General features: G+C 69.4%; 13 protein-coding genes. 8 read left to right on the top strand and 5 right to left on the bottom strand.

What is annotated here, in order from left to right:
* Positions 1–70: 70 nt before the first annotated feature.
* Complete coding sequence (locus D187_RS10435; protein ID WP_002631250.1) at positions 71–724, top strand: carbonic anhydrase; 654 nt, start codon at positions 71–73, stop codon at positions 722–724.
* 72 nt (positions 725–796) lie between these two features.
* Here the strand turns inward: D187_RS10435 and D187_RS53735 are convergent, their stop codons facing one another.
* Positions 797–2,428, bottom strand: coding sequence for a cellulase family glycosylhydrolase (locus D187_RS53735; RefSeq protein ID WP_081713647.1), 1,632 nt, complete (start codon positions 2,426–2,428; stop codon positions 797–799).
* Between the two features lie 294 nt (positions 2,429–2,722).
* On the opposite strand from D187_RS53735, the gene D187_RS10425 reads away from it, so the two are divergent.
* From D187_RS10425 to D187_RS10410, 4 genes are all read left to right on the top strand, one after another.
* Entirely contained in the window at positions 2,723–4,969 is a 2,247-nt protein-coding gene (locus D187_RS10425; RefSeq protein ID WP_245591674.1) for a sensor histidine kinase, read from the top strand.
* A 25-nt stretch (positions 4,970–4,994) separates the two neighbouring features.
* The gene (locus D187_RS10420) at positions 4,995–6,089 is read left to right on the top strand and encodes a D-TA family PLP-dependent enzyme (RefSeq protein ID WP_002631256.1); all 1,095 of its coding nucleotides are present in this window, start codon (positions 4,995–4,997) and stop codon (positions 6,087–6,089) included.
* A 26-nt stretch (positions 6,090–6,115) separates the two neighbouring features.
* Positions 6,116–6,913, top strand: coding sequence for a class I SAM-dependent methyltransferase (locus D187_RS10415; protein WP_002631258.1), 798 nt, complete (start codon positions 6,116–6,118; stop codon positions 6,911–6,913).
* A gap of 523 nt (positions 6,914–7,436) precedes the next feature.
* Entirely contained in the window at positions 7,437–9,311 is a 1,875-nt protein-coding gene (locus D187_RS10410) for a rhamnogalacturonan lyase (protein WP_002631260.1), read from the top strand.
* Between the two features lie 49 nt (positions 9,312–9,360).
* On the opposite strand, the gene D187_RS10405 is transcribed toward D187_RS10410, so the two are convergent.
* The 4 genes from D187_RS10405 to D187_RS10390 are packed head-to-tail and all read right to left on the bottom strand — an operon-like array spanning position 9,361 to position 14,162.
* Entirely contained in the window at positions 9,361–10,794 is a 1,434-nt protein-coding gene (locus D187_RS10405) for an MXAN_6640 family putative metalloprotease (RefSeq protein WP_043429249.1), read from the bottom strand.
* Positions 10,791–11,585: an HmuY family protein gene (locus D187_RS10400; protein ID WP_002631263.1), complete on the bottom strand. Its 795-nt coding sequence runs from the start codon at positions 11,583–11,585 to the stop codon at positions 10,791–10,793. The genes D187_RS10405 and D187_RS10400 overlap by 4 nt, the downstream gene beginning before the upstream one ends.
* Entirely contained in the window at positions 11,582–12,244 is a 663-nt protein-coding gene (locus D187_RS10395) for an HmuY family protein (RefSeq protein WP_002631265.1), read from the bottom strand. The genes D187_RS10400 and D187_RS10395 overlap by 4 nt, the downstream gene beginning before the upstream one ends.
* 10 nt (positions 12,245–12,254) lie before the next feature.
* Entirely contained in the window at positions 12,255–14,162 is a 1,908-nt protein-coding gene (locus D187_RS10390) for a TonB-dependent receptor plug domain-containing protein (protein ID WP_002631267.1), read from the bottom strand.
* 245 nt (positions 14,163–14,407) lie between these two features.
* Here D187_RS10390 and D187_RS10385 point away from each other — a divergent pair, with 245 nt between their 5' ends.
* Genes D187_RS10385 through D187_RS10375 form a run of 3 tightly spaced genes read left to right on the top strand, consistent with a single transcriptional unit; the run spans position 14,408 to position 20,049 of the window.
* The gene (locus D187_RS10385; protein ID WP_081713662.1) at positions 14,408–15,754 is read left to right on the top strand and encodes a TolC family protein; all 1,347 of its coding nucleotides are present in this window, start codon (positions 14,408–14,410) and stop codon (positions 15,752–15,754) included.
* A gap of 15 nt (positions 15,755–15,769) precedes the next feature.
* A complete protein-coding gene (locus D187_RS10380; protein WP_043429246.1) occupies positions 15,770–16,942 on the top strand; it encodes an efflux RND transporter periplasmic adaptor subunit in 1,173 nt (390 codons plus the stop codon).
* Entirely contained in the window at positions 16,939–20,049 is a 3,111-nt protein-coding gene (locus D187_RS10375) for an efflux RND transporter permease subunit (protein WP_002631273.1), read from the top strand. The genes D187_RS10380 and D187_RS10375 overlap by 4 nt, the downstream gene beginning before the upstream one ends.
* Positions 20,050–20,053 lie beyond the last annotated feature (4 nt).

Genomic DNA, 20,053 nt, shown 5'->3' with positions numbered 1-20,053 from the left:
CGTCACACTCCCCAAGGCGCCTGCGAATCTCACTGGACGGCACCCCTCCTAGGAAGAGAGGCTTGCGGACATGACCATCGCAGGCATTCCTCCCGCTCCCCTTGCTGCCGATCAAGCGCTCCAGCGTCTGCGCGACGGCAACCACCGCTTCGTCCAGAACGTGCGAAGCATGGACACGGCCATCGGCCAGTCGGCGCGAGCCTCGCTGGCCGCGAGGCAGACTCCGTTCGCCGTCATCCTCTCGTGCTCGGACTCCCGGGTGCCCTCGGAGATCGTCTTCGATCAGGGGCTCGGGGATCTCTTCGTCATCCGCGTGGCGGGCAACGTGGTGGCGCCCTCGCTGGTGGGAAGCGTGGAGTTCGCGGCGGCTACCTTCGGGACGCGCCTGGTGGTGGTGATGGGCCACACGCGCTGCGGCGCCATCAAGGCCACGCTGGACTTCATCCAGCACAGCGTGGGCGCGCCGTCGGAGAACATCCACGACATCGTGGACCGGTGCCGGCCCGCGGTGGAGAGCGTGGTGAGCGCCGCCGGTCCGGACGTGGTGCAGGAGCGCCTGGTGCAGGAGGCCGTGCGCGCCAACGTGCGGCAGTCCTGCTCCCACCTGCGCCACGCCAGCCGGATGCTCGAGCGGCTCATCCAGGAGGAGGGGCTGCTGGTGGTGGGCGCGGAGTACTCGCTGGACACCGGAAAGGTCGACTTCTTCGACGCGCCCCAGCGCTGAGCCTTCCGCCCCGGGGCGTGGAGCGCTCCTCTTCCGCAGGAGAGCGCTCCTCTTCCGCCTATGCGCCGAGGCCTACCACGTGTACAAGCCCGCCCACGAATACTCCCCACCCGACACGGCGAAGTAGTAGTAACCGTCGGACGAGCGCGTCAAAGGCATCTGGCTACAGGTTCGCGCCTGCCCACCGACGGTGACCGTCCGGCCGTCGAAGTTGTGGCAACCCCAACCGTTGATGTTGGCGTTGGTCCGATAGCACGCGGCGCCGGTCGTGTTGAAGTTGCCCGTGCTGCCCGAGAACGTGATGGGGTTGGAACACGTCGTGCTGCCTCCGCTCGTGTTGAACGTCGCGGTCACCGAACGCGCGGCCGTCATCGACACCGTGCAGGTTCCCGTGCCACTGCATGCACCACTCCAGCCCGCGAACGTCGAGCCGCTCGCCGCGGCGGCGGAGAGGGTCACGGAGGTACCGCTCGAGTAGTTCGCGCCGCACGTGCTTCCACAATCAATCCCCGACGGCGACGACGTCACCGTGCCGCCGCCCGCGCCCGACTTAGTGACCGTGAGCGTGAAACTGTTCGGGTTGACGGGACCGGCGCCTCGCCGGATGGCATCCAGGGCGCCTTGATCGACGACGGCCCCGTTGCTCCGGTTGAACAAGGCGAAGCCGTTGGTCTGACCGGGGTTGACGCCGTTGTCCCAGTAGAAGGTCTTGATGCCGTTGGCAGCCGCGGCGCGATTGACGTACTCGAGGTAGTACTGCCGCGATTCCAGGTTGAGGTTCGGACGCGTCGCCACGCCGTACTCGCCGATGATCACCGGGACCCCCTGGGCGATCCACTTCGCCTTCACACGCGCGAACAGGTCGTCATGGTAGGCCTCCTGCGCCCAGGAGCATGCGCCCTGCACCGGATAGGGGGCGCCCCAGTACGCGCACGTGTTGTTTGTGTTCAGCGTGTAGTCGTAGGGATCGTAGTGATGGACTTCGACGATCAGCCGGTTGGCGATCGTGTCCGACGGCAGGGAGAAGTAATCGAGGCCGTGCCAGCTGTTCGTATTGTAGGTCTGCACCACGAGCGTCCGTGATGCGTTGTTCCCGCCCGTCGCGCGCACGGCGTCGACGAAGGTCTGGAGATACGACTGCTGCACGGTGATGTGCTCGGTCGTCGGCGTGCCGTAGTCGGCATGTACCTCGTTGGTGCCGGCGAACAGCAGGCGCTCGTTGTAGCCCTTGAACGTGTTGGCGATCTGCGTCCAGTAGGCGCGCTGCTTCTTGTTGACGGCCTGTTGATGCGAATACAACGGGTGTTCCTCGAGCCAGCCACCATCCCAGTGGATGTTGAGGATCACATACATCCCCTGGCCGTAGGCGTAGTCCACCACCTCCTTCACGCGAGTCATCCATGCCGGATCGATCGTGAGCGTGCTCTGATCGGCGTGGCAATCCCAGGCAGCGGGAATGCGCACGGCATTGAACCCAGCGGCCTTGACGCTGTTGATGAACTGCTGGGTGACGGTCGGGTTGCCCCACGCGGTTTCACCGCAGATGGCCTCGAGTGTATTCCCGAGGTTCCAGCCGATGGTGATCTGGCCGGCCACCTGCGGCGCCGGCGGAAGCGTCTGGGCGAATGCAGCCACCGGTAGGATAAGCAGGGCCACACAGATGCGTAATGCACGCTTGAACCACAGAGACGAGTAATGACTCATGGGGAGACTCCGTTTCTTGAATCAGGTGACTCGATGACTCTATTCATGGCTGAAATCCGTTTTCAATGAATAGTGTGAAATGGCTGCGTTCTCCCCAAGGCAGGCGCGGAGAAGGCGAGCGTGGCGCCCCAGGCAGCGGTCAGAAGGCCGAGTGTATGAATGAGGACACCTCGGGACCCATCACCCCGGCGAGGAGCCGAGGGGGGGCCGAGGTGTCCTTCCTCCCCGGGGCGCGGGGCATACTCCCCGTGCGCTTGTCTGCGCCCCCATCCCATGAGGGATGCTGGTGGACACATGCCGTATCCATCCAACTCCCGTTCTACCCTCGCGCGCCGAACCCTCTTGCAGATGGCGGGGCGCATCGGGGTGGTCATCGCCTTGACCACCCTCGTCAGCTACCTCCACATCCTGAGGACCATGCGCGACGAGAGCCTGGAGCATCTGGCTCGGCACGTCGAGGAGCGCGGCCAACGGGAGCAGGCCATCTTCGTCCTCGTGGAGGAGGCCCACGCCCTCCTCAAGCAGGCCTTCGAAGAACGGCTCCAGGCCGGAAGCCAGGAGGATCCCACCTCCCGCTTCGACAGCATGTTCGAGCTCCGGTCCGATGGGACGATTCGCACCCGGCCCCAAGGCTTCGATGGAACGCGGGTGCCGGGCGTCTGGGTCACCCCGGGGGTGAAGGCCGATACCGCGTTCCAACGCCGGCTCCTGGCCTCGTATGACGTGATCGCCCAATACGGGCCCGCCTACCGCACCCGCCACGCCAACACGTACATCTTCCTGACGGAGGGCGTGAACGTGCTCTACTGGCCGGAGGTCCCCAACTGGACCCAGGACGCCAGTCCCGACTACCCGCTGCTCTCCTTCGAGTACTCCCTCATCTCCCGGCCCCAGGAGAATCCCCTGCGGCGGATGGCCTGGACGCGCAGCTACAAGGATGACGTCTCCGGAAAATGGCTGATCTCCGCCGTCACCCCGGTGGACCAGGACGGCCAGCATGTCGCGACGCTCGGCAACGACGTGATCGTCGATGATCTGCTGTCGCGCACCCGCATCGACCACCTGCCCGGCGCGCACAACCTCATCTTCCGCGATGATGGCCAGCTCGTCGCCCATCCCGACATCAAGCTGGACAGCACGACGGGCGGCTACGACATCCTGGCCGCCCAACAGCCGGAGGGCTCACGGCCGGGGCTTCCCACCGCGAAGCAGCAGGCCCATCTGCGGAGCATCTTCGAAGCGGTGAAGCGCCGCGCGCCCGGGCAGACCGTGGTGGGGCTGCCCGAGTACGGCGAGTACATCGCCGTGGCGCGGCTGCAGGGTCCGGGCTGGAACTTCGTCACGGTGCTGCCCGAGAGCGTGGTGACCTCGAAAGCCATCGAGGCCGCGCGCTATGTGCTGGTGTTCGGCCTCGTGTCGCTGCTCGTGGAGCTGCTCATCATGTTCTGGGTGCTCAGGGATCAGATCTCCCGCCCGCTCCAGACCTTCACCCGGGCCACGGACCAGGTGGCGGCCGGCGACTTCGGGGTCTCCCTGGAGACCTCACGCGAGGACGAGCTGGGACAGCTGGCCCGCTCCTTCGAGCTGATGGCCCGGGAGGTGCGGCAACGCGAGGAGGCCCTGCGGCAGGCCAACGAGGGCCTGGAGCAACGCGTCGAGGAGCGCACCCGGGAGCTGAAGGATGTCCACCAGCAGCTCATGCGGGCGGCACGGCAGGCGGGCATGGCGGAGATCGCCACCAACGTGCTGCACAACGTGGGCAATGTCCTCAACAGCGTCTACACCGCGGCCCAGCTCGCCCGGGAGCGCATGAACGGGATGAAGCTCGAGCACGTGGGCCGGGTGGCCCGCCTGCTCCAGGATCATCAGGGCGAGCTCACGACCTTCGTCATCCAGGACGAGCGCGGGCGACATCTCCTCCCCTTCCTGGACAAGTTGGGGCAGAACCTGCTGGACGAGCGAGGGAGTATGCTCGAGCTGCTCGGCGACATCGGCCGGTACACCGAGCACATCGGTGACATCGTCAAGGTGCAACAGAATCATGCCCGGATGCCGCGGATCCAGGAGTCGGTCAGCCTGGCGGAGTTGGTGGAGGACGCACTGCGCATCAACGCGGCCGGTCTCTCCCGCCATCAGGTGAAGGTGGATCGGCAATGGGCCCCGCTGCCCTCCGTGCTCACCGACAAGCACAAGGTCCTGATGATCCTCGTCAACCTGTTCAGCAACGCCAAATATGCCATGGATGGGGTACCGCCGGAGGAGCGGCTGCTGGCCGTGAAGATGGCGCTCGCCGCCGCCGACCGCGTCCGCATCGAGGTGCGAGACACCGGGATGGGAATCGCACCGGAGCATCTCACGAGCATCTTCCAGTACGGATTCACCACGCGCCAGGAGGGCCACGGCTTTGGCCTGCACTCCAGTGCGCTGGCGGCCCAGGAGATGGGCGGCTCGCTGACGGTCCACAGCGAGGGAGCGGGGCGCGGGGCCACCTTCGTCCTGGAGCTGCCCCTGAACTTCGCCGGCCTGGCTCACGCCTCGTAGCCATTGCCGTAGAGTGGGGCCCCGTATGAGTTTTCCCTCACTGGACGATATCGAGACCCCGGCGGCGCTCGTGGACGAGGAGCGCCTGGAGCGCAACCTGGCGAAGGCCTCCGCGTACATGCGTGAGCACGGACTGAGGTGGCGGCCGCATACGAAGACGCACAAGGTGCCGGAACTGGCGGCGAGGCAGCTCCAGGCCGGCGCGGTGGGCGTCACGGTGGCCACGCCCCGCGAGGCGGAGGTGATGGGCGCGGTGGCGGACGACGTGCTCCTGGCCTATTCGCCCGTGGGCGCCTCGAAGCTGGCGCGGCTGATGGCGTTGCCCCGGCGCGTGCGGCTCTCGGTGGCGCTGGACTCGCGCGAGGTGCTGGCGGGGCTGGCGGAGGCCGCGCGTGGGGTGGGGCGCACGGTGGGCGTGCTGGTGGAACTGGACCTGGGGATGCGCCGGGTGGGCGTGCAGACGCCGGAGGAGGCCGTGGCGCTGGCCCGCGAGGCCTCGGGGGAGGAGGGCCTCGAGTACCAGGGTGTGATGTTCTACCCGGGGCACCTCCGCATGTCGCTGGCCGAGCAGGGCCCGGCGCTCGCGGAGGTGTCGAGGCGGCTGGGCACGTTCCTGGACGCGCTGGGGGCGGTGGGGTTGAAGCCGGGAATCGTGAGTGGCGGCTCCACGCCCACCCTGTGGCGTTCGCACGAGGTGGTGGGGATGAACGAGGTCCGTCCGGGCATCGCGCCCTTCTTCGACCGGGCGAGCGCGTGGATGGGCGCGTGCGGTTGGGAGGAGGTCGCGTACTCGGTGCTCGCGACGGTGGTGAGCACGGCGGTGCCGGGGCAGGCCGTCATCGACGCGGGCTCCAAGGCGCTGGCCAAGGAGGAGCTGCCCGTGGAGGGCTATGGCGCGCTGCTGGACCGGCCCGAGGTGGTGGTGCGGACGATCTCCGAGGAGCATGGAGTCCTGGACCTGTCGCGCACGGCGTGGAGGCCGCGCGTGGGCGAGCGGGTGCGGGTGGTGCCCAACCACGTCTGTGTCTCGGTGAACCTGCAGTCCGAGCTGTGGGCCGTGCGCGGCGGTCAGGTGGTGAAGCGCTGGGACGTGACGGGGCGGGGCCGGGGCCCGGTGTAGAATTCAGGTGCGAAGGGGGCAACACCATGAAGCGCATGTCGCTGTTCGAGTTCGAGGACTTCCGCTGGTTTCCAGGTGGCCTCCGGGAGTGCCTGACGCTCTACATCGCCGCGATGCACCGCGTGCTCGGCACCGAGCGGCTCCTGGCGCCCCTGCTGGCGAGGGCCCTGGAGGCAGCGGGCACCGACCGGGTCGTGGACCTCTGCTCGGGGGGCGGTGGACCCCTGCTCCAGACCACCGAACGGCTCGCCGCCGACCACGGCCTCCGGCCGAGCGTGACCCTCACCGACCTCTTCCCGAACACGGACGCCGCCACGCGCATCAACGCGGCGGGGGACGCGGCGCGGGTCCGCTACCACACGAGCCCGGTCGACGCGGGCCAGGTCCCCGACGCGCTCCAGGGCGTGCGGACCATGATCTGCAGCTTCCACCACATGCCCCCGCCAGTCGCGCGCCGCATCCTCCAGGACGCGTTCGAGAAGCGGCAGGCGATCTGCGTGCTCGAGATGAGCGACAACTCCCATCCGCGCTGGCTCTGGTGGACGGCCATCCCCGCCAGCGTGCTGATGGTGCTGCTGCTGACGCCCTTCATCCGTCCCCTCCGGCCGCGGCAGGTGCTGTTCACCTACGCGCTCCCCGTGCTCCCGCTGCTCATCGCCTGGGACGGGGCCGTGTCGAACGCGCGCACGTACACCGAGGAGGACCTGCGGGAGCTCCTGGCGGGGCTGGAGGCGCCGGACTACCAGTGGGAAATCGCCCACCCGCGGGCGCCTGGAGCCCCCGCGACGATGCTCACCCTCGTGGGGCTGCCCCGCAAGGCGTAGAGGACATTGATCGCGGAGATCACGGACGAGTTCAGCTGGAAGTCCCCCGTCGAGTTGGTGGCGTAGTTGGCCGCGCAATCGCGGCCCAGGGCCGGCTTGCAGCTGCCATTCGCCGTCGACAGGTTGGAATCGAGCGGGGCGAAAACCTTGTGATGGTTTGATTCTCCGCGACCAGGAGCATCACCCAAGTAGTGCTTGAAAAGGGCAAGCGCGGAAACGTTTCCGACGAAGCCACGGAACGAAGCGGACTGAAGTCGTTGCTTCGGGAGCCTGAGCATATGAGTCTCCTCGAGAAAATAACCTTCCTGCTGTAAATGAACCCTGCTGGATTTCGATCGCAGGCGATATTTTTCGCCCAGGGGAAAATCAGATCGTATGCCGCGCGATGACTCGAGGGGATAAACGGGTTTTAAGCGATTTTCAAGTATTGCGTGTTCGAAACGATTCGATATAGGATTTCTCCTGCGAACACTGGAAGCCTCGGTCGAAGGGCCTCCGGACGGATCGAACTCGAGGGGACATCATGCAGAGCAAATTGTTTGGCGGTCTGGCCGTCATGTTGCTGGCCTCCGGGGCCCAGGCGGCCACGGACTCTCCCACCGGCTCCAGCTCGAGCATCGCGGCCACCGCCAAATACGTCGAGAAACTCGGCCGCGGCGTGGTCGCCGTCCCGGCGGCCAGAGGCATGCTGGTGAGCTGGCGTCTGCTCGGCACCGATCCCTCGGGCATCGGCTTCAATGTCTACCGCGGTACCACCAAGCTCAACAGCAGTGTGCTCACCGGCGGCACCAACTACACCGACACGGTGGGCACCACCAGCTCGACCTATACCGTCAAGCCTGTGCTCAACGGTGTCGAGCAGGCCGGCAGCAACGCCACGGTGCTGACCAATCCCTACCTCACGATTGCTCTCCACAAGCCCGCCGGTGGCACCACGCCCGACGGCGTGGCCTACACCTACGAAGCCAATGACGGCTCGGTGGCCGATCTCGACGGCGATGGCGAATACGAGATCGTGCTCAAGTGGCAGCCGACCAATGCCAAGGACAACTCCCAGTCTGGCTACACCGGCAACACCTACATCGATGCCTACAAGCTCAACGGCAAACGCCTGTGGCGCATCCATCCGGGCATGAACATCCGCGCCGGCGCACACTACACCTCGATGGTCGTGTATGACCTCGACGGAGACGGCAAGGCCGAGGTGATGATCAAGACCGCCGACGGCACCGTGGACGGCAAGGGCACGGTGATCGGCTCCAGCTCGGCCGACTACCGCAACAGCTCCGGTTACGTCCTCTCCGGTCCGGAGTACCTGACCATCTTCGAAGGTGCCACCGGTGTCGCCCTGGCCACCACCAACTACCTGCCCGCGCGCGGCACCGTGTCCAAATGGGGCGACAGCTACGGCAATCGCGTGGACCGCTTCCTCGCCGGCGTGGCCTATCTCGACGGCTCCCGGCCCTCCGCCGTGTTCGCTCGCGGCTACTACACCCGCGCGGTGCTCGTGGCCTGGGACTGGCGTGACGGCAAGCTGACCCAGCGCTGGCTCCACGACAGCCCGACCTCTGGTTCGGGCGCCTACGGCCAAGGCGCGCACTGGTTCAGCGTTGCCGATGTGAACGACGACGGCAAGGACGACATCATCTACGGCGCCGCCACGATCAACAGCGACGGGAGCCTGCGCTACCGCACCGGCCTTGGCCACGGCGATGCGCTGCATGTCGGCGTTCTCAACCCGAACCGCGGCGGCAAGCAGATCTTCATGGTGCACGAGGATCCGGGCTCGTACGGCAGCAATCGCGGCATGGAAATCCATGATGCCGCCACCGGCGCCATCCTGTGGGGCTACGGTTCGGGCGCGGACGTCGGCCGCGGCATGTGCGCGGACATCGACCCGGCCGATCCGGGCGAGGAGTGCTGGAGCACCGCCGGTTCGGTGCTGATGAGCGCCGGGGGCGTGCAGATCTCCTCGACCAAGCGCCCGAGCAGCGTGAACATGGCCGTGTGGTGGGATGGAGACCTCTCGCGCGAGCTGCTCGATGGCGTGAAGATCGACAAATGGGTACCCAGCTCCCTGAGCCTGACCCGCCTGCTGACCGCTTCGGATTACGGCGCCGCGTCCAACAACAGCACCAAGTCCAACCCGGTGATCGCCGCCGACATCCTCGGTGACTGGCGCGAAGAGGTCGTGCTGCGCAACAGCGATAGTACCTCCCTGCTGCTCTTCACCACCCCGATCGAGACCAGCTACCGCATCCCGACGCTGATGCACGATCCGCAGTACCGTGTGCAGGTCGCCGGTCAGAACATGGGTTACAACCAGCCTGCCCACCCGGGCTTCTTCCTCGGCAACGGCATGGGCAGTGTGACCCTGCCGGCGATCCGCACGCCCTGAGCGAGCCGCGTTGCACGACCCCCGGAGCTGTGCCATCGGCCCGGGACGTTCAGTGAGTCCGTCGTCTCGGAATGGCCCACCACGCGGCGGCGAGGAGCAGTGCCCCGGGGACGGCTCCGGGGGCGCTCTGGCACCCGCGGGAGGGCTCCCCGGACGGAGACTCGGCCGGAGCCTCGGAGGAGATGCGCAGCCGGCCATAGCGGCCGTCGCCCGAGTGGCGCCCGTTCACCACCGCCACCACCACGCGCGTGGCGTCCTCGGCGGAGACCCGGGCGGAGAGCACTCCGGGCCCGTCCGCGCGGACGATGCGCAGCACCTCGCGCTCGGTCACCGCCACCACCAGCAGGTGCAGCCCCGCGCTGTCCGTGCCCTCCCTCGGCTCGAAGGACACCGAGACGCCCGGTGTCCCGCCCGCCACGTCGAAGTAACGCGTCGAGGCAGCCGCCACGCGCACCGAGGGCTCGTCCACCGGCAGGTCCCTGGCGGCGGGAACGAGCCCGGAGTAGCCCGCGCCCCGTGCGTACCCACTGCCTTCCCGCGCGCGCTGCCCGGTGGCCAGGTTCCACGCGGCGAACTCGCTGAACGCGGTGTCGAAGTCCGTGCCCGCGTCGCGGCGCAGCACCCTCTCCAGCAGCTCCGCCCAGTGCGAGGAGGGCGCGCGCACGCTCTCCTCCCACATCGCCCGGAGTATTCCGTCGCCCAGGCGCTCGCCGAGGAATTGGAAGAAGAGCGAGGCCCCATAACTGAAGGACTGCGCCGGTCCGTCCGGCTCCACCACCAGGCTGCGATCCGCGCGCGACAGGTATGCCGGGACGAAGTGCTCCAGGTCGTCCAGCTCGGGAGCGAAGCGTTCGGAGGCCCACACCGCCGTGCCTTCCTCCGCCACGCGTCCGAGCGCCGTGCCATATGCCGCCTGCACGGCGTGGAAGAACTCATGGCTCGCCAGCGTCGTCACGGCCTGCTCGTAGGAGGCATAGGCATAGCCGGCGAAGTCGTTCTCCTGGAGCATGTACCCGTGGCAACCCAGCTCCACCGAGAGGCAGTCCTCGCGCCGGAAGGCCCCATCCGCCCGTCCGGCGAAGTCCACCAGGTAGACGTCGAAGCGTCCGTCGCCTCCCGCCTCGCCGGAGCCTCCGGAGTCCTCGGGCGGCGAGCGGTAGCCCAACTCCGCGTAGAAGGCCGCCACGGCGTCGTAGGTGCGCGCCACGGTGTCCACTGCATCCGGAACACCGTTGCCCTCCGCGTCCGCGAGCGCCACCGCGTTGGGTCCGCTCCGCGAGAAGTGGATCCGGAAGCGGCCTCCGGGAGACACCACCGACTCCACCGGCTCGCCGGGCTCGAATCGCGGTGGCTCCGCCGTGGCCTCGGTGGGTCGTCCCCCCAGGAGCAACGTCCGCGACTCCTCCTCGAACACTTCATGCGGCGGCCGAGCCGGGTCGCCACACCCGGCGATCAGGAACAGCGGCCACACGGGGAGCCTCATGGCAGGAAGGCCCACCGGATGCGCAGCTGGGCGGCGCCGCTGGGTTGGGGCACCTCGCCCGTCTCATCGCAGACCCGCTGCGGCTCCGGATCGTAGTAGTGCATCACCTGAAGCTTCACGTGCCTGCCATCCGCCAGGCGCAGCACGAACACCGCGCCGGTCATGGACAGACAGGCCTCATAGCCCCAGAAGTCCTCCAGCCGCGTCGCCAGGCCCAGGCCGTACTGTCCGGGGATGGCCTCACAGGACTCGGTGAAGTAGTCCTCGGTGCTGAACCCCCAGGCGGCGTCCACCGCCGTCACCGACTCGAAGCTCGTGCCCGCCGGAGTCCGAGCCACCGCGACGCACGAGGGGCCGGACACGCCGCTGTTCACCCGGATCGTGTAGCGGCGCAAGGCGATGTCCCAGTCCGTCGAGGCCAGGGCCGCCTGGTCATCCACCGCCACCCGGCTCAGGCCCTGGGGCGTGAAGCGGCCATAGGTATACGACTGCGTGGCGGAGGCGCCTCCCGCCCGCGCGTCCACGTAGGTCTGGAACTCGCCCGCGACCGTTCCCTCCTCGCGGATCTCCCCCGTGGAGACCGTGGTGAGCAGGTTCAATTGATCGATGCTCCGCTCGGCGCAGCGCACCGGGCTCGCCTCGCACCGCGGGGCCTCGACCGGGGGCGGATCCACGGGCTCGTTGACGCCACAGGCGCCCAGCCACAGGGCCAGCGTCAGGGGGGCGATGTGCCAGGGGCCTCGCGGCATGCCGTGCTTCACTCGGGTCTCGGGGAAGGGGCGGGTCTTCATGGGAGTCGTCCTCGTGCGTGTGTCAGGGAAGGGCTCGGTGGATCCACCTGCTTCCACCGGAAGGAGAGCACCGCGGGAGAGCCAGCCGGGTCGTAGTAGCTCAGCATCCGCAGCTTGAAGTAGCGGCCCGCGTCGCTGCGCAGGACGTAGGTCCGCGCGCGCGGCGTGAGCGTGTGGGTCATCACGTCGTAGCTGTACCAGCCGTCCTCCACCCGCTCGAAGACGTTGTCCGGCTCGCTGTCCGTGTCGTCGCTGTCCGCGGCATCCTCGTGGTAGCCCGAGGCGGGCGCCTGGGTGATCGACTCGAAGGTGTCCGGCAGCAGCGCCACCCCGACGCCGCCCGTGCCGTTGACGCCTCCGCGCGTGCGGATGTGGAAGCGCTGGAAGGACACATCCCAGGCGGACTGCACGGCGGCCTCCGCGGCCTCGCTCGTGTCCAGGTCCAGGGCGCGCCACGCCGCCCCATCGGTCGCGTCGACGATCGTGGTCACCGAGCCGTCAGACTCGCGGGTGTGGCGGAACAAGGGGGCCGGCTCGCCGTCCGTGGGCAGAGCCGGGCCCGGCTCCGGTTGGATGTCCTCGCCGCACGCGGCGAGGCCGAGCAGCAGGAAGGGGCCCAGGGCCCAGCGGTGTCGCGACTGCCTGGCGGTGCGTTGCATGCGTCCTCCCTCACACGTCGAGGATGAGCCCCGCGTAGAAGGCGCGAGGCGGAATGGGCAGGTAGTTGGGCTCTCCCGCGCCCAGCAGGTTGCGGCCGGCGACGAAGAGCCGGACCGACTCCAGCACCCCATGGGCAAGCCGCGCGTCCAGGGTCGCGTAGGCGGGGGCGAGGACGGTTCGCGCCGTGCCGTCGGGGGCCTGGTAGTAGGGGCGGGGGCCCACCCAGGAGCCCTGCACGGACGCCTCCAGGCGCCAGGGCCGGTAGCGCAGGCCGAGCTGCGTGGTGAGCCGGTGCGCGCTCTGTCCCTCGAGAGGGCGGTCCTCCTCGAGATCCCGCGCGTGGATGAACGTGTAACCCACGTCCAGCCACGCCCCGAGCGGCAGCCGCTGCTTGAAGCCCACCTCGGCGCCCTGCACGGTGGCGCGCGCGACGTTGTCGTAGCTGAAGCGCAGGGTGGGGGAGAGTGGATCCTGCACCACGGTGATCATGTCGGAGAGGTCGTTGCGGAACAGGTTCGTCCACAGGAGGCTCCGGCTGCCGACGCGCCACTCCGCGGACACGGTCGCGCCGCGCGAGTGCTCGGGGCGCAGCGCGGGGTTGCCCGCGACCACGTAGCCCACGCTGGGGTTCTCGAAGTCGATGAGCTGCTCCTGGAAGCTCGGCGCCCGGAAGGCGAGGCCGTAGCTGGCGCGCACCGTGAGCGCCTCCACCGGCTCCAGCCGCACGGCGAGCCGGGGGGTGAGCACCGTGCCGAACTCCGAGTCCACGTCCAGCCGCAGGCCGGGCACGACGTGGAGCGCCACCGGCAGGGGCGTCTTCCAGGAGTCCTGTCCGTAGAGGGACAGCCGGCCACGCTGGCCCGGGCTGGAGAGCCGATCGGAGTCGAGCGTCTCGCCAATCGCCTCGACGCCCACCACGAGCTGGTGCGCCTGGGCCAGGGTCTGGTCGAGCTGGAGGCCCACCCGCGCCATCTGCTCGCGCGTCTCCTCCACCTGATCCAGCGCGGAGGACTGGCGTTGATCCGACACGTAGCGATGGCGGAAGCGCGAGTAGCGGCCCGAGAGCTGGAGCGAGCCGGTGGGGGAGAGCACCCACGAGGGGGCCAGCGTCACCTCCTGGCTCTCGTTCTGGCTCGCGCGATCGAACAGCGCGCCGGCCACGCCCTCGTCGACGCCCCGTTGCACCTGCCGGGACGCGCCCGCCCGGGCCTCGAGCCGGAGCGCGTCCGTCACGCGCACGTCGCCGCGCCCGGAGACCTGGAAGCCCTCGAGCGAGCTGCCCGTGGTGGCCGGGGTGTCGGGGGTCAGGTCATAGCCATCCCGGCGCTGGAAGCCGCCACTGAGCCGCAGTCCCGCCCGTTCGCCGCGCAGCTCCGCGGAGCCATCCGCCTCGAACTGCCACAGGCCGCCGAGCGAGGCCTGGGCCGTGGCCCCCAGCGGCCGCTGGGCCTTGCGGGTGATGATGTTCACCACGCCCGCCACGGCGTCGCTGCCATAGAGGACCGAGGAGGGGCCCCGGATGATCTCCACCTGTTCGATGTCCTCCGTGGAGAACCGGGAGAAGTCCAGGGCCCCGCCGAGCCGCCCCGTCACGCGCTCGCCGTCCACCAGCACGAGGGTGTACTCGGGGGACAGTCCCTGGACCCGCAGCTCCGTGCCCGCGAAGCCGCGCCGCAACTCCAGGCCCGGCCGCGCGCCCAGCGCCTCGGCCAGGTCTCTCGCGCCCGTGGCCTCGATGTCCCTGCGGGTGATGACCTCGACGGCCACCGGGGTGTCCTGGAGCCGCTCCACCGAGCGCGACGCCGTCACCACCGTCTGTATCACCGGCGCCTCCTCGGCGATCCCTCCGTCCACGGACGGCTCGCCCTGCCGTGCCAGCGCCGGCACGCTCACGAGCAACCCGAGAACCCATCCCATCCAGCGCATCCGCGGCCCCTTCGACGAGGTGACGCTCCGCGTCCTAGTTGAAATCGATAATCAAAGTCAATTTCAGCATAAGGGTGAGCCACGGCAGTCCGACCGTCACCAGGAATAAACGCAGGGCCCGTCCATTTCCGGGCGTGTTCAGCCCCGATGCCTGGTGCAGCGTCCACCCCCGGGCGTTTCCCATGGCCGCGTCCGCCCAGGTCCTGTATGGGGGCCGATCGCCCCCTGCCCCCTTCATGCCCTTGATGCGTTCCGCCTTCGCCGTCCCCATCTGTGCCTGGCTCGTCTTGTGTGCGCCCGCTGTGTGGGCCCAGGGGGACACCGATTCGTCGGCCCCATCCACCGAGGAGCCACTGACGCTGGAGCGCGCGGTGTCGCTCGCGGCCGAGCAGAACGAGACGGCGCGGGCGGCCGGAGCGCGGGCCGAGGCGGCCGAGGCGCGGGTGGCCAAGGCCCGGGCCTTCTTCTTGCCGCGACTCTCCGTCAGTGGCACCTACACCCGCCGTCCGCAGGAGCTGACACGGGAAGTGGGGGGCGAGACGGTGGTCGTCCAGCGTGCCAACGCCCTGGGCGCCAGTGTCGCCGCGCGGGTGCCGCTCCTCGACGCGCGCGGCTTCCCGCTGTACCAGGCGGCGGCGAGGGATCAGGAGGCGACGGCCCTGGATGCGCGGGAGGCGCGCCGGCAGGTGGCCTTCCAGGCCGCCAATGCCTTTTTGTCCACCCTGGGGCAGCTCCAGGTGGCGGACGCGGCCGAGCGCCGGCTCGCCCTGGCGCGGCAGTCGCTGGAGGATGCCCGGGCGCGGGCCACGGCGGGGCTGGCGAGCACCAATGACGTGACGCGCGCGGAGCTGGACGTGGCCACCGCGGAGGCGACGCTCGCCGAGGCGGTGGGACAGGCGGAGACGAGCCGCCTGGAGCTGGGCTACCTCCTGGTGACGCCCACGCGGGGCCCGCTGGCGCCGCCCGAGACGTTGCTCGGCGAGGCCTCGCGCCCCGTGGACGCGTTCGCGGGACTGGAGCAGGGGGCCCTGGAGCGTCGGCCGGATCTGCTCTCCGCGAGGCTGCGGGTGGAGCAGCAGCGGGCCCTGGCGCGCGAGCCCCTGGCGCGGCTGTTCCCCGCGCTCTCCGCCTCCGCGCAGTACACCTTCAACAACGAGTCGGGTCTGTCCGGGCGCACGGGCAATGGGTTCCTCGCGCTGGAGCTGTCCTGGACCCTGTTCGATGGGGGCGAGCGCTACGCGGATCGCCACGAGCGGCTCGCCCTGGCGCGGGCGCTGGAGTGGGAGACGGTGGCGCGCGAGCGGCGGGTGGACGTGGCGGTGGAGAGCGCGCGGGTGTCGCTGCGCACCGCCCAGGCGTCGTTCGCCCGCGGCGAGGTGGCCGTCCGGGCCGCGCGCCAGAACGCCGAGGAGACGAGCATCCTGTATCGTCAGGGACTCGCGTCCTCGCTGGCATTGAGTGACGCGCAGGTGAGTCAATACGAGGCCGAGGTCTCCCTGGCGCAGGCCCGGTACGCGCTGGGCAGGGCCCTGTTGGAGCTGCGGGCCGCGGTGGGACTCGATCCCCTTGGGAAGGAGCCGTAAGTGAGCAGGCATGGGATGACACGAGGGCTGGGCATCGCGCTCATCCTGACCCTGGCGTGTGGCAAGCCGTCCGGGGAGGCCTCCGCTGGCGGCAAGGGGGGCGGCCGGGGAGGGGGCAAGGGGGGACCCATCGAGTTCCCGGTGGAGGTGGAACCCGTGGCGGCGCGGGACGTGGAGTACGTCATCTCCGCGGTGGGCTCGGTGGAGGCGTTCGAGCAGGTGCAGATCACCGCGCGCGTGGCGGGCGTGGTGGAGCAGGTGCGCTTCCTGGAAGGGCAGTCGGTGAAGAAGGGGCAGGTGCTCGCGGAGATCGAGCCCACGCGCTACGGCATCGCGGTGCGCGCGGCGCGGGCGGCGCTGGAGCGGGCCGAGGCCTCGCGCATGCAGGCGCAGGCCGCGTCCCAGCGGCGCGCGTCGGTCAACGAGGTGAAGCCGGGCCTCCTGCCCGCCGAGCAGCTCGAGAGCGCGGAGGCGCTGGCGCTCGGGGCGGCGGCGGACACGGCGGCGGCGAAGGCGGCGGTGGAGCAGGCGGAGCTGAACCTGCGTGACGCGTACGTGAAGGCGCCGCTGGATGGGGTGCTTCAGACGCGCACGGTGCAGACGGGGCAGTACGTGCAGCCGGGCACGGTGCTGGCCACGCTGCTGCGCCGCGAGCCGCTGCTCCTGCACTTCACCGTGGCGGAGGCGGAAGTGGGGCGGGTGAAGCCCGGCATGCCGGCGCGCTTCACGGTGCGCGGGGACGGGCGCGCCTACGAGGGCCGCGTCATCCACGTGGCGGACGCGGCGGATCCAGCGAGCCGCATGGTGAAGGTGATGGCCGAGGTGGCAGGCGCGGAGGCCCAGGGACTGCGGCCGGGCTCGTTCGCCTCGGTGAGGGTTCCGGTGGAGACGGCCCACGGGGCGCCCGTCATTCCCCAGACGGCGGTGCGCCCGAGTGAGCGTGGCTTCCTGGCCTTCGTGGTGCGCGAGGGCAAGGCGCGCGAGCGCGTGGTGGAGTTGGGCCTGCGCACGGCGGATGGGCGCGTGGAGGTGCGGGAGGGGCTCGAGCCCGGCGAGCAGCTCGTGGTGCGGGGCGGCGAGGCCCTCAAGGAGGGCGTGGCGGTGCGGCTGGCCAAGGGGGACGAGCCGTCCTTCACCGGCGAGCCCCGCGTGATGAGTACGGATGGCGGCACGGGAGCGGTGCGATGAACATCACCGAGGTCTGCATCAAGAAACCCGTCTTCGCCTGGATGTTGATGGCGGCCACCATCACCTTCGGGCTGGTGGCGGCGCAGCGCATCGGCATCAGCCAGTTTCCGGATGTGGACTACCCCGTCATCAGCATCGGCGTGACGTGGGAGGGCGCTTCGCCCGAGGCGGTGGAGAGCGACATCATCGAGCCGCTGGAGGAAGCGGTGATGCAGGTGGAGGGCGTCAAGTCCATCACCTCCAGCGCGCGGCAGTCGAGCGGCTCCATCACGGTGGAGCTGGACTTGGCGCGCAACGTGGACCTGTCGTTGCAGGACGTGCAGGCCAAGGTGAGCCAGGCCCAGCGCCGGCTGCCGGAGGACATGGATCCGCCGGTCGTCTCCAAGAGCAACCCCGAGGATCAGCCCATCATGACGGTGGGCGTGTCCGGTCCCTTCTCCCCGCAGTACCTCTCCGACTTCGCCCGCTACCGGCTCAAGGAGCTGCTGCAGACGGTGCCCGGGGTGGGGGAGGTGGCGCTCAACAGCTCGCTGGAGCGCAACGTGCGCATCTGGGTGGACGCGGCGAAGCTGGACGCGCGGGGGCTCACCGTCGCGGACGTGCTCGCCGCGCTGCAACGCGAGCACGTGGAGCTGCCCGCCGGGCGCATCGAGGCGGAGGGCCGGGAGATCAACGTGCGCGTGATGGGCGAGGCGTTGGATCTGGAGACGCTGCGCCACCTCGTGGTGCGCGAGGCCGAGGGGGCACCCGTCTACCTGTCCGACGTGGCGCTGGTGGAGGATGGCTTCGAGGACCAGCGCCGCCTGGCGCGCGTCAACGGCGAGCCCGCGCAGGGCCTGGGCATCAAGAAGCAGCGCGGTGCCAACGCCGTCGCGGTGGCCCAGGGCGTGCGCGAGAAGATGGCGCAGATCCAGGCGGATGCCCCCGAGGGCCTGGAGGTGAGCGTCAACTTCGACTCCACCCAGTTCATCGAGGAGAGCGTGCACGAGATCGAGTTCGAGCTGCTGCTCGCGTGCCTCCTGACGGCGCTGGTGTGCTGGGCGTTCCTCGGCTCGCTCTCGAGCACCTTCAACGTCATCCTCGCCATCCCCATGTCGCTGCTCGGCACGGTGGCGGTCATCTACTTCCTGGGCTTCACGCTCAACACCTTCACGCTGCTGGGGCTGTCACTGGCGGTGGGCATCGTGGTGGATGACGCCATCATGGTGATGGAGAACATCTTCCGGCACGCGGAGGAGGGCGCGGACCGGGTACGTGCCGCGCGCGAGGGCACGCACGAGATCACCTTCGCGGCCCTGGCGGCCACGCTGGCGGTGGTGGCCATCTTCCTGCCCGTCATCTTCATGAAGGGCATCATCGGCAAGTTCTTCCTCCAGTTCGGCGTCACGCTGTGCGTGGCGGTGCTGCTGTCGTACGTGGAGGCCATCACCCTGGCGCCGGCGCGCTGCGCGCAGCTGCTCAAGACGGGGCGCGAGGGGCGCGGCCGGGTGGGGCTCGCCGTGGATCGCGCCTTCCAGTGGTTGGAGGGGCGCTATGGCGGGGTGCTCGCGCGCGCGCTGCGCCATCCCTGGTGGGTGCTGGGCGGGGCGGTGGTGCTGCTGGCGGTGTCCGGGCTGGCCTTCAAGACGCTGTCGAGCGAGTTCGTGCCCTCGCAGGATCAGAGCCGGTTGATGGTGCGGATGCAGACGCCGGTGGGCAGCACGCTGGAGGAGAGCAACCGGCTGTTCCAGAAGGCCGAGGCCTTCCTGCTCGGGCGGCCCGAGGTGGCGCGGCTCTACGCGGTGGTGGGCGGTGGTGGCGGGGTGAGCAGCGTCAATGGTGGCATGCTCAACGTCACCCTGGTGCCGCCGGATCAGCGCATGAGCCAGGCCGAGTTCCAGCAGGTGTTGCGCAAGGAACTCAATTCCTATCCGGGGCTGCGCGCGGTGGTGATGGACTTGTCGCAGAGTGGCTTCACCGCCTCGCGCGGCTTCCCGGTGGAGTTCAGCGTGCGTGGCGCGGACTGGGAGCGGCTCATCGAGGCGAGCACGCAGATTCGCGAGCAGCTCCAGGCGAGCGGCAAGGTGGTGGACGTGGACACCGACTACCAGATTGGCATGCCCGAGCTGCGCATCACCCCGGATCGGGCGCGCGCCGCGGATCTGGGGGTGTCCATGGAGACGGTGGGCAGCACGCTCAACTCGCTGGTGGGCGGGGTGCGCGTGGGCAAGTACAGCACGGGCGGGCGGCGCATCGACGTGCGCATGCGCCTGCTCAAGGATCAGCGCGCGCGGCCGGAGGACTTGTCTCTGCTCAAGGTGCGGACCGGGTCGGGTGAACTGGTGCCGTTGTCGTCGCTGGTGGCGCAGGAGGAGCGCCCGGCGCTGCAGGCCATCACCCGGAGGGATCGCGAGCGTGCCATCAGCATCTTCGCCAACGTGGCCCCGGGCGCCACGCAGCAGGAGGCGATGGACACGGTGGAGCGTCTGGCCCAGGAGCTGCCTGGAGGCACGCGCGTGGTGTTCGGCGGCTCGAGCGTGGCCTTCCAGGAGTCCATCAGCAGCCTGCTCTTCGCGTTGGTGCTGGGAATTCTCGTGGCCTACATGGTGCTCGCCTCGCAGTTCAACTCGTTCCTGCACCCGGTGACGGTGCTCACCATCCTGCCGTTGTCCATCGCCGGGGCGGCCTTCGCGATGGCGGCCACGGGCACGACGCTCAACATCTTCAGCATGATCGGCCTGCTGTTGCTCATGGGCATCGTGAAGAAGAACTCCATCATCCTGGTGGACTACGCGCTGTTGCAGCGCGAGCAGGGGGCGGACGCGACCGAGGCCATGCTTCGCGCGGGGCCGGTGCGCCTGCGGCCCATCCTCATGACGACGCTGGCCACGATGATGGCGGCGGTGCCGGCGGCGCTGGCGCTGGGCGCGGGCAGCGAGACACGCGCCCCCATGTCGGTGGCGGTGCTCGGAGGACTGTCGCTGTCCACGGTGCTCAGCCTGCTGGTGGTGCCCGCCTTCTACGTGGTGGCGGACCGGATGAAGACGCGGCTGGGGCGGCGCTTGGGTGGCTCCTCCGGGGATGCGCCTCTTCCCGAGGGAGACAAGCCCGGGCTCGCCGGGCCCTGAGGGT

Origin of the sequence: Cystobacter fuscus DSM 2262, from assembly GCF_000335475.2 — a bacterium.
In the GTDB taxonomy this organism is placed as follows: Bacteria; Myxococcota; Myxococcia; order Myxococcales; family Myxococcaceae; genus Cystobacter; species Cystobacter fuscus.
Note: the sequence above shows the minus strand (reverse complement) of the source record. Positions and strands in the feature narration are given on the sequence as shown.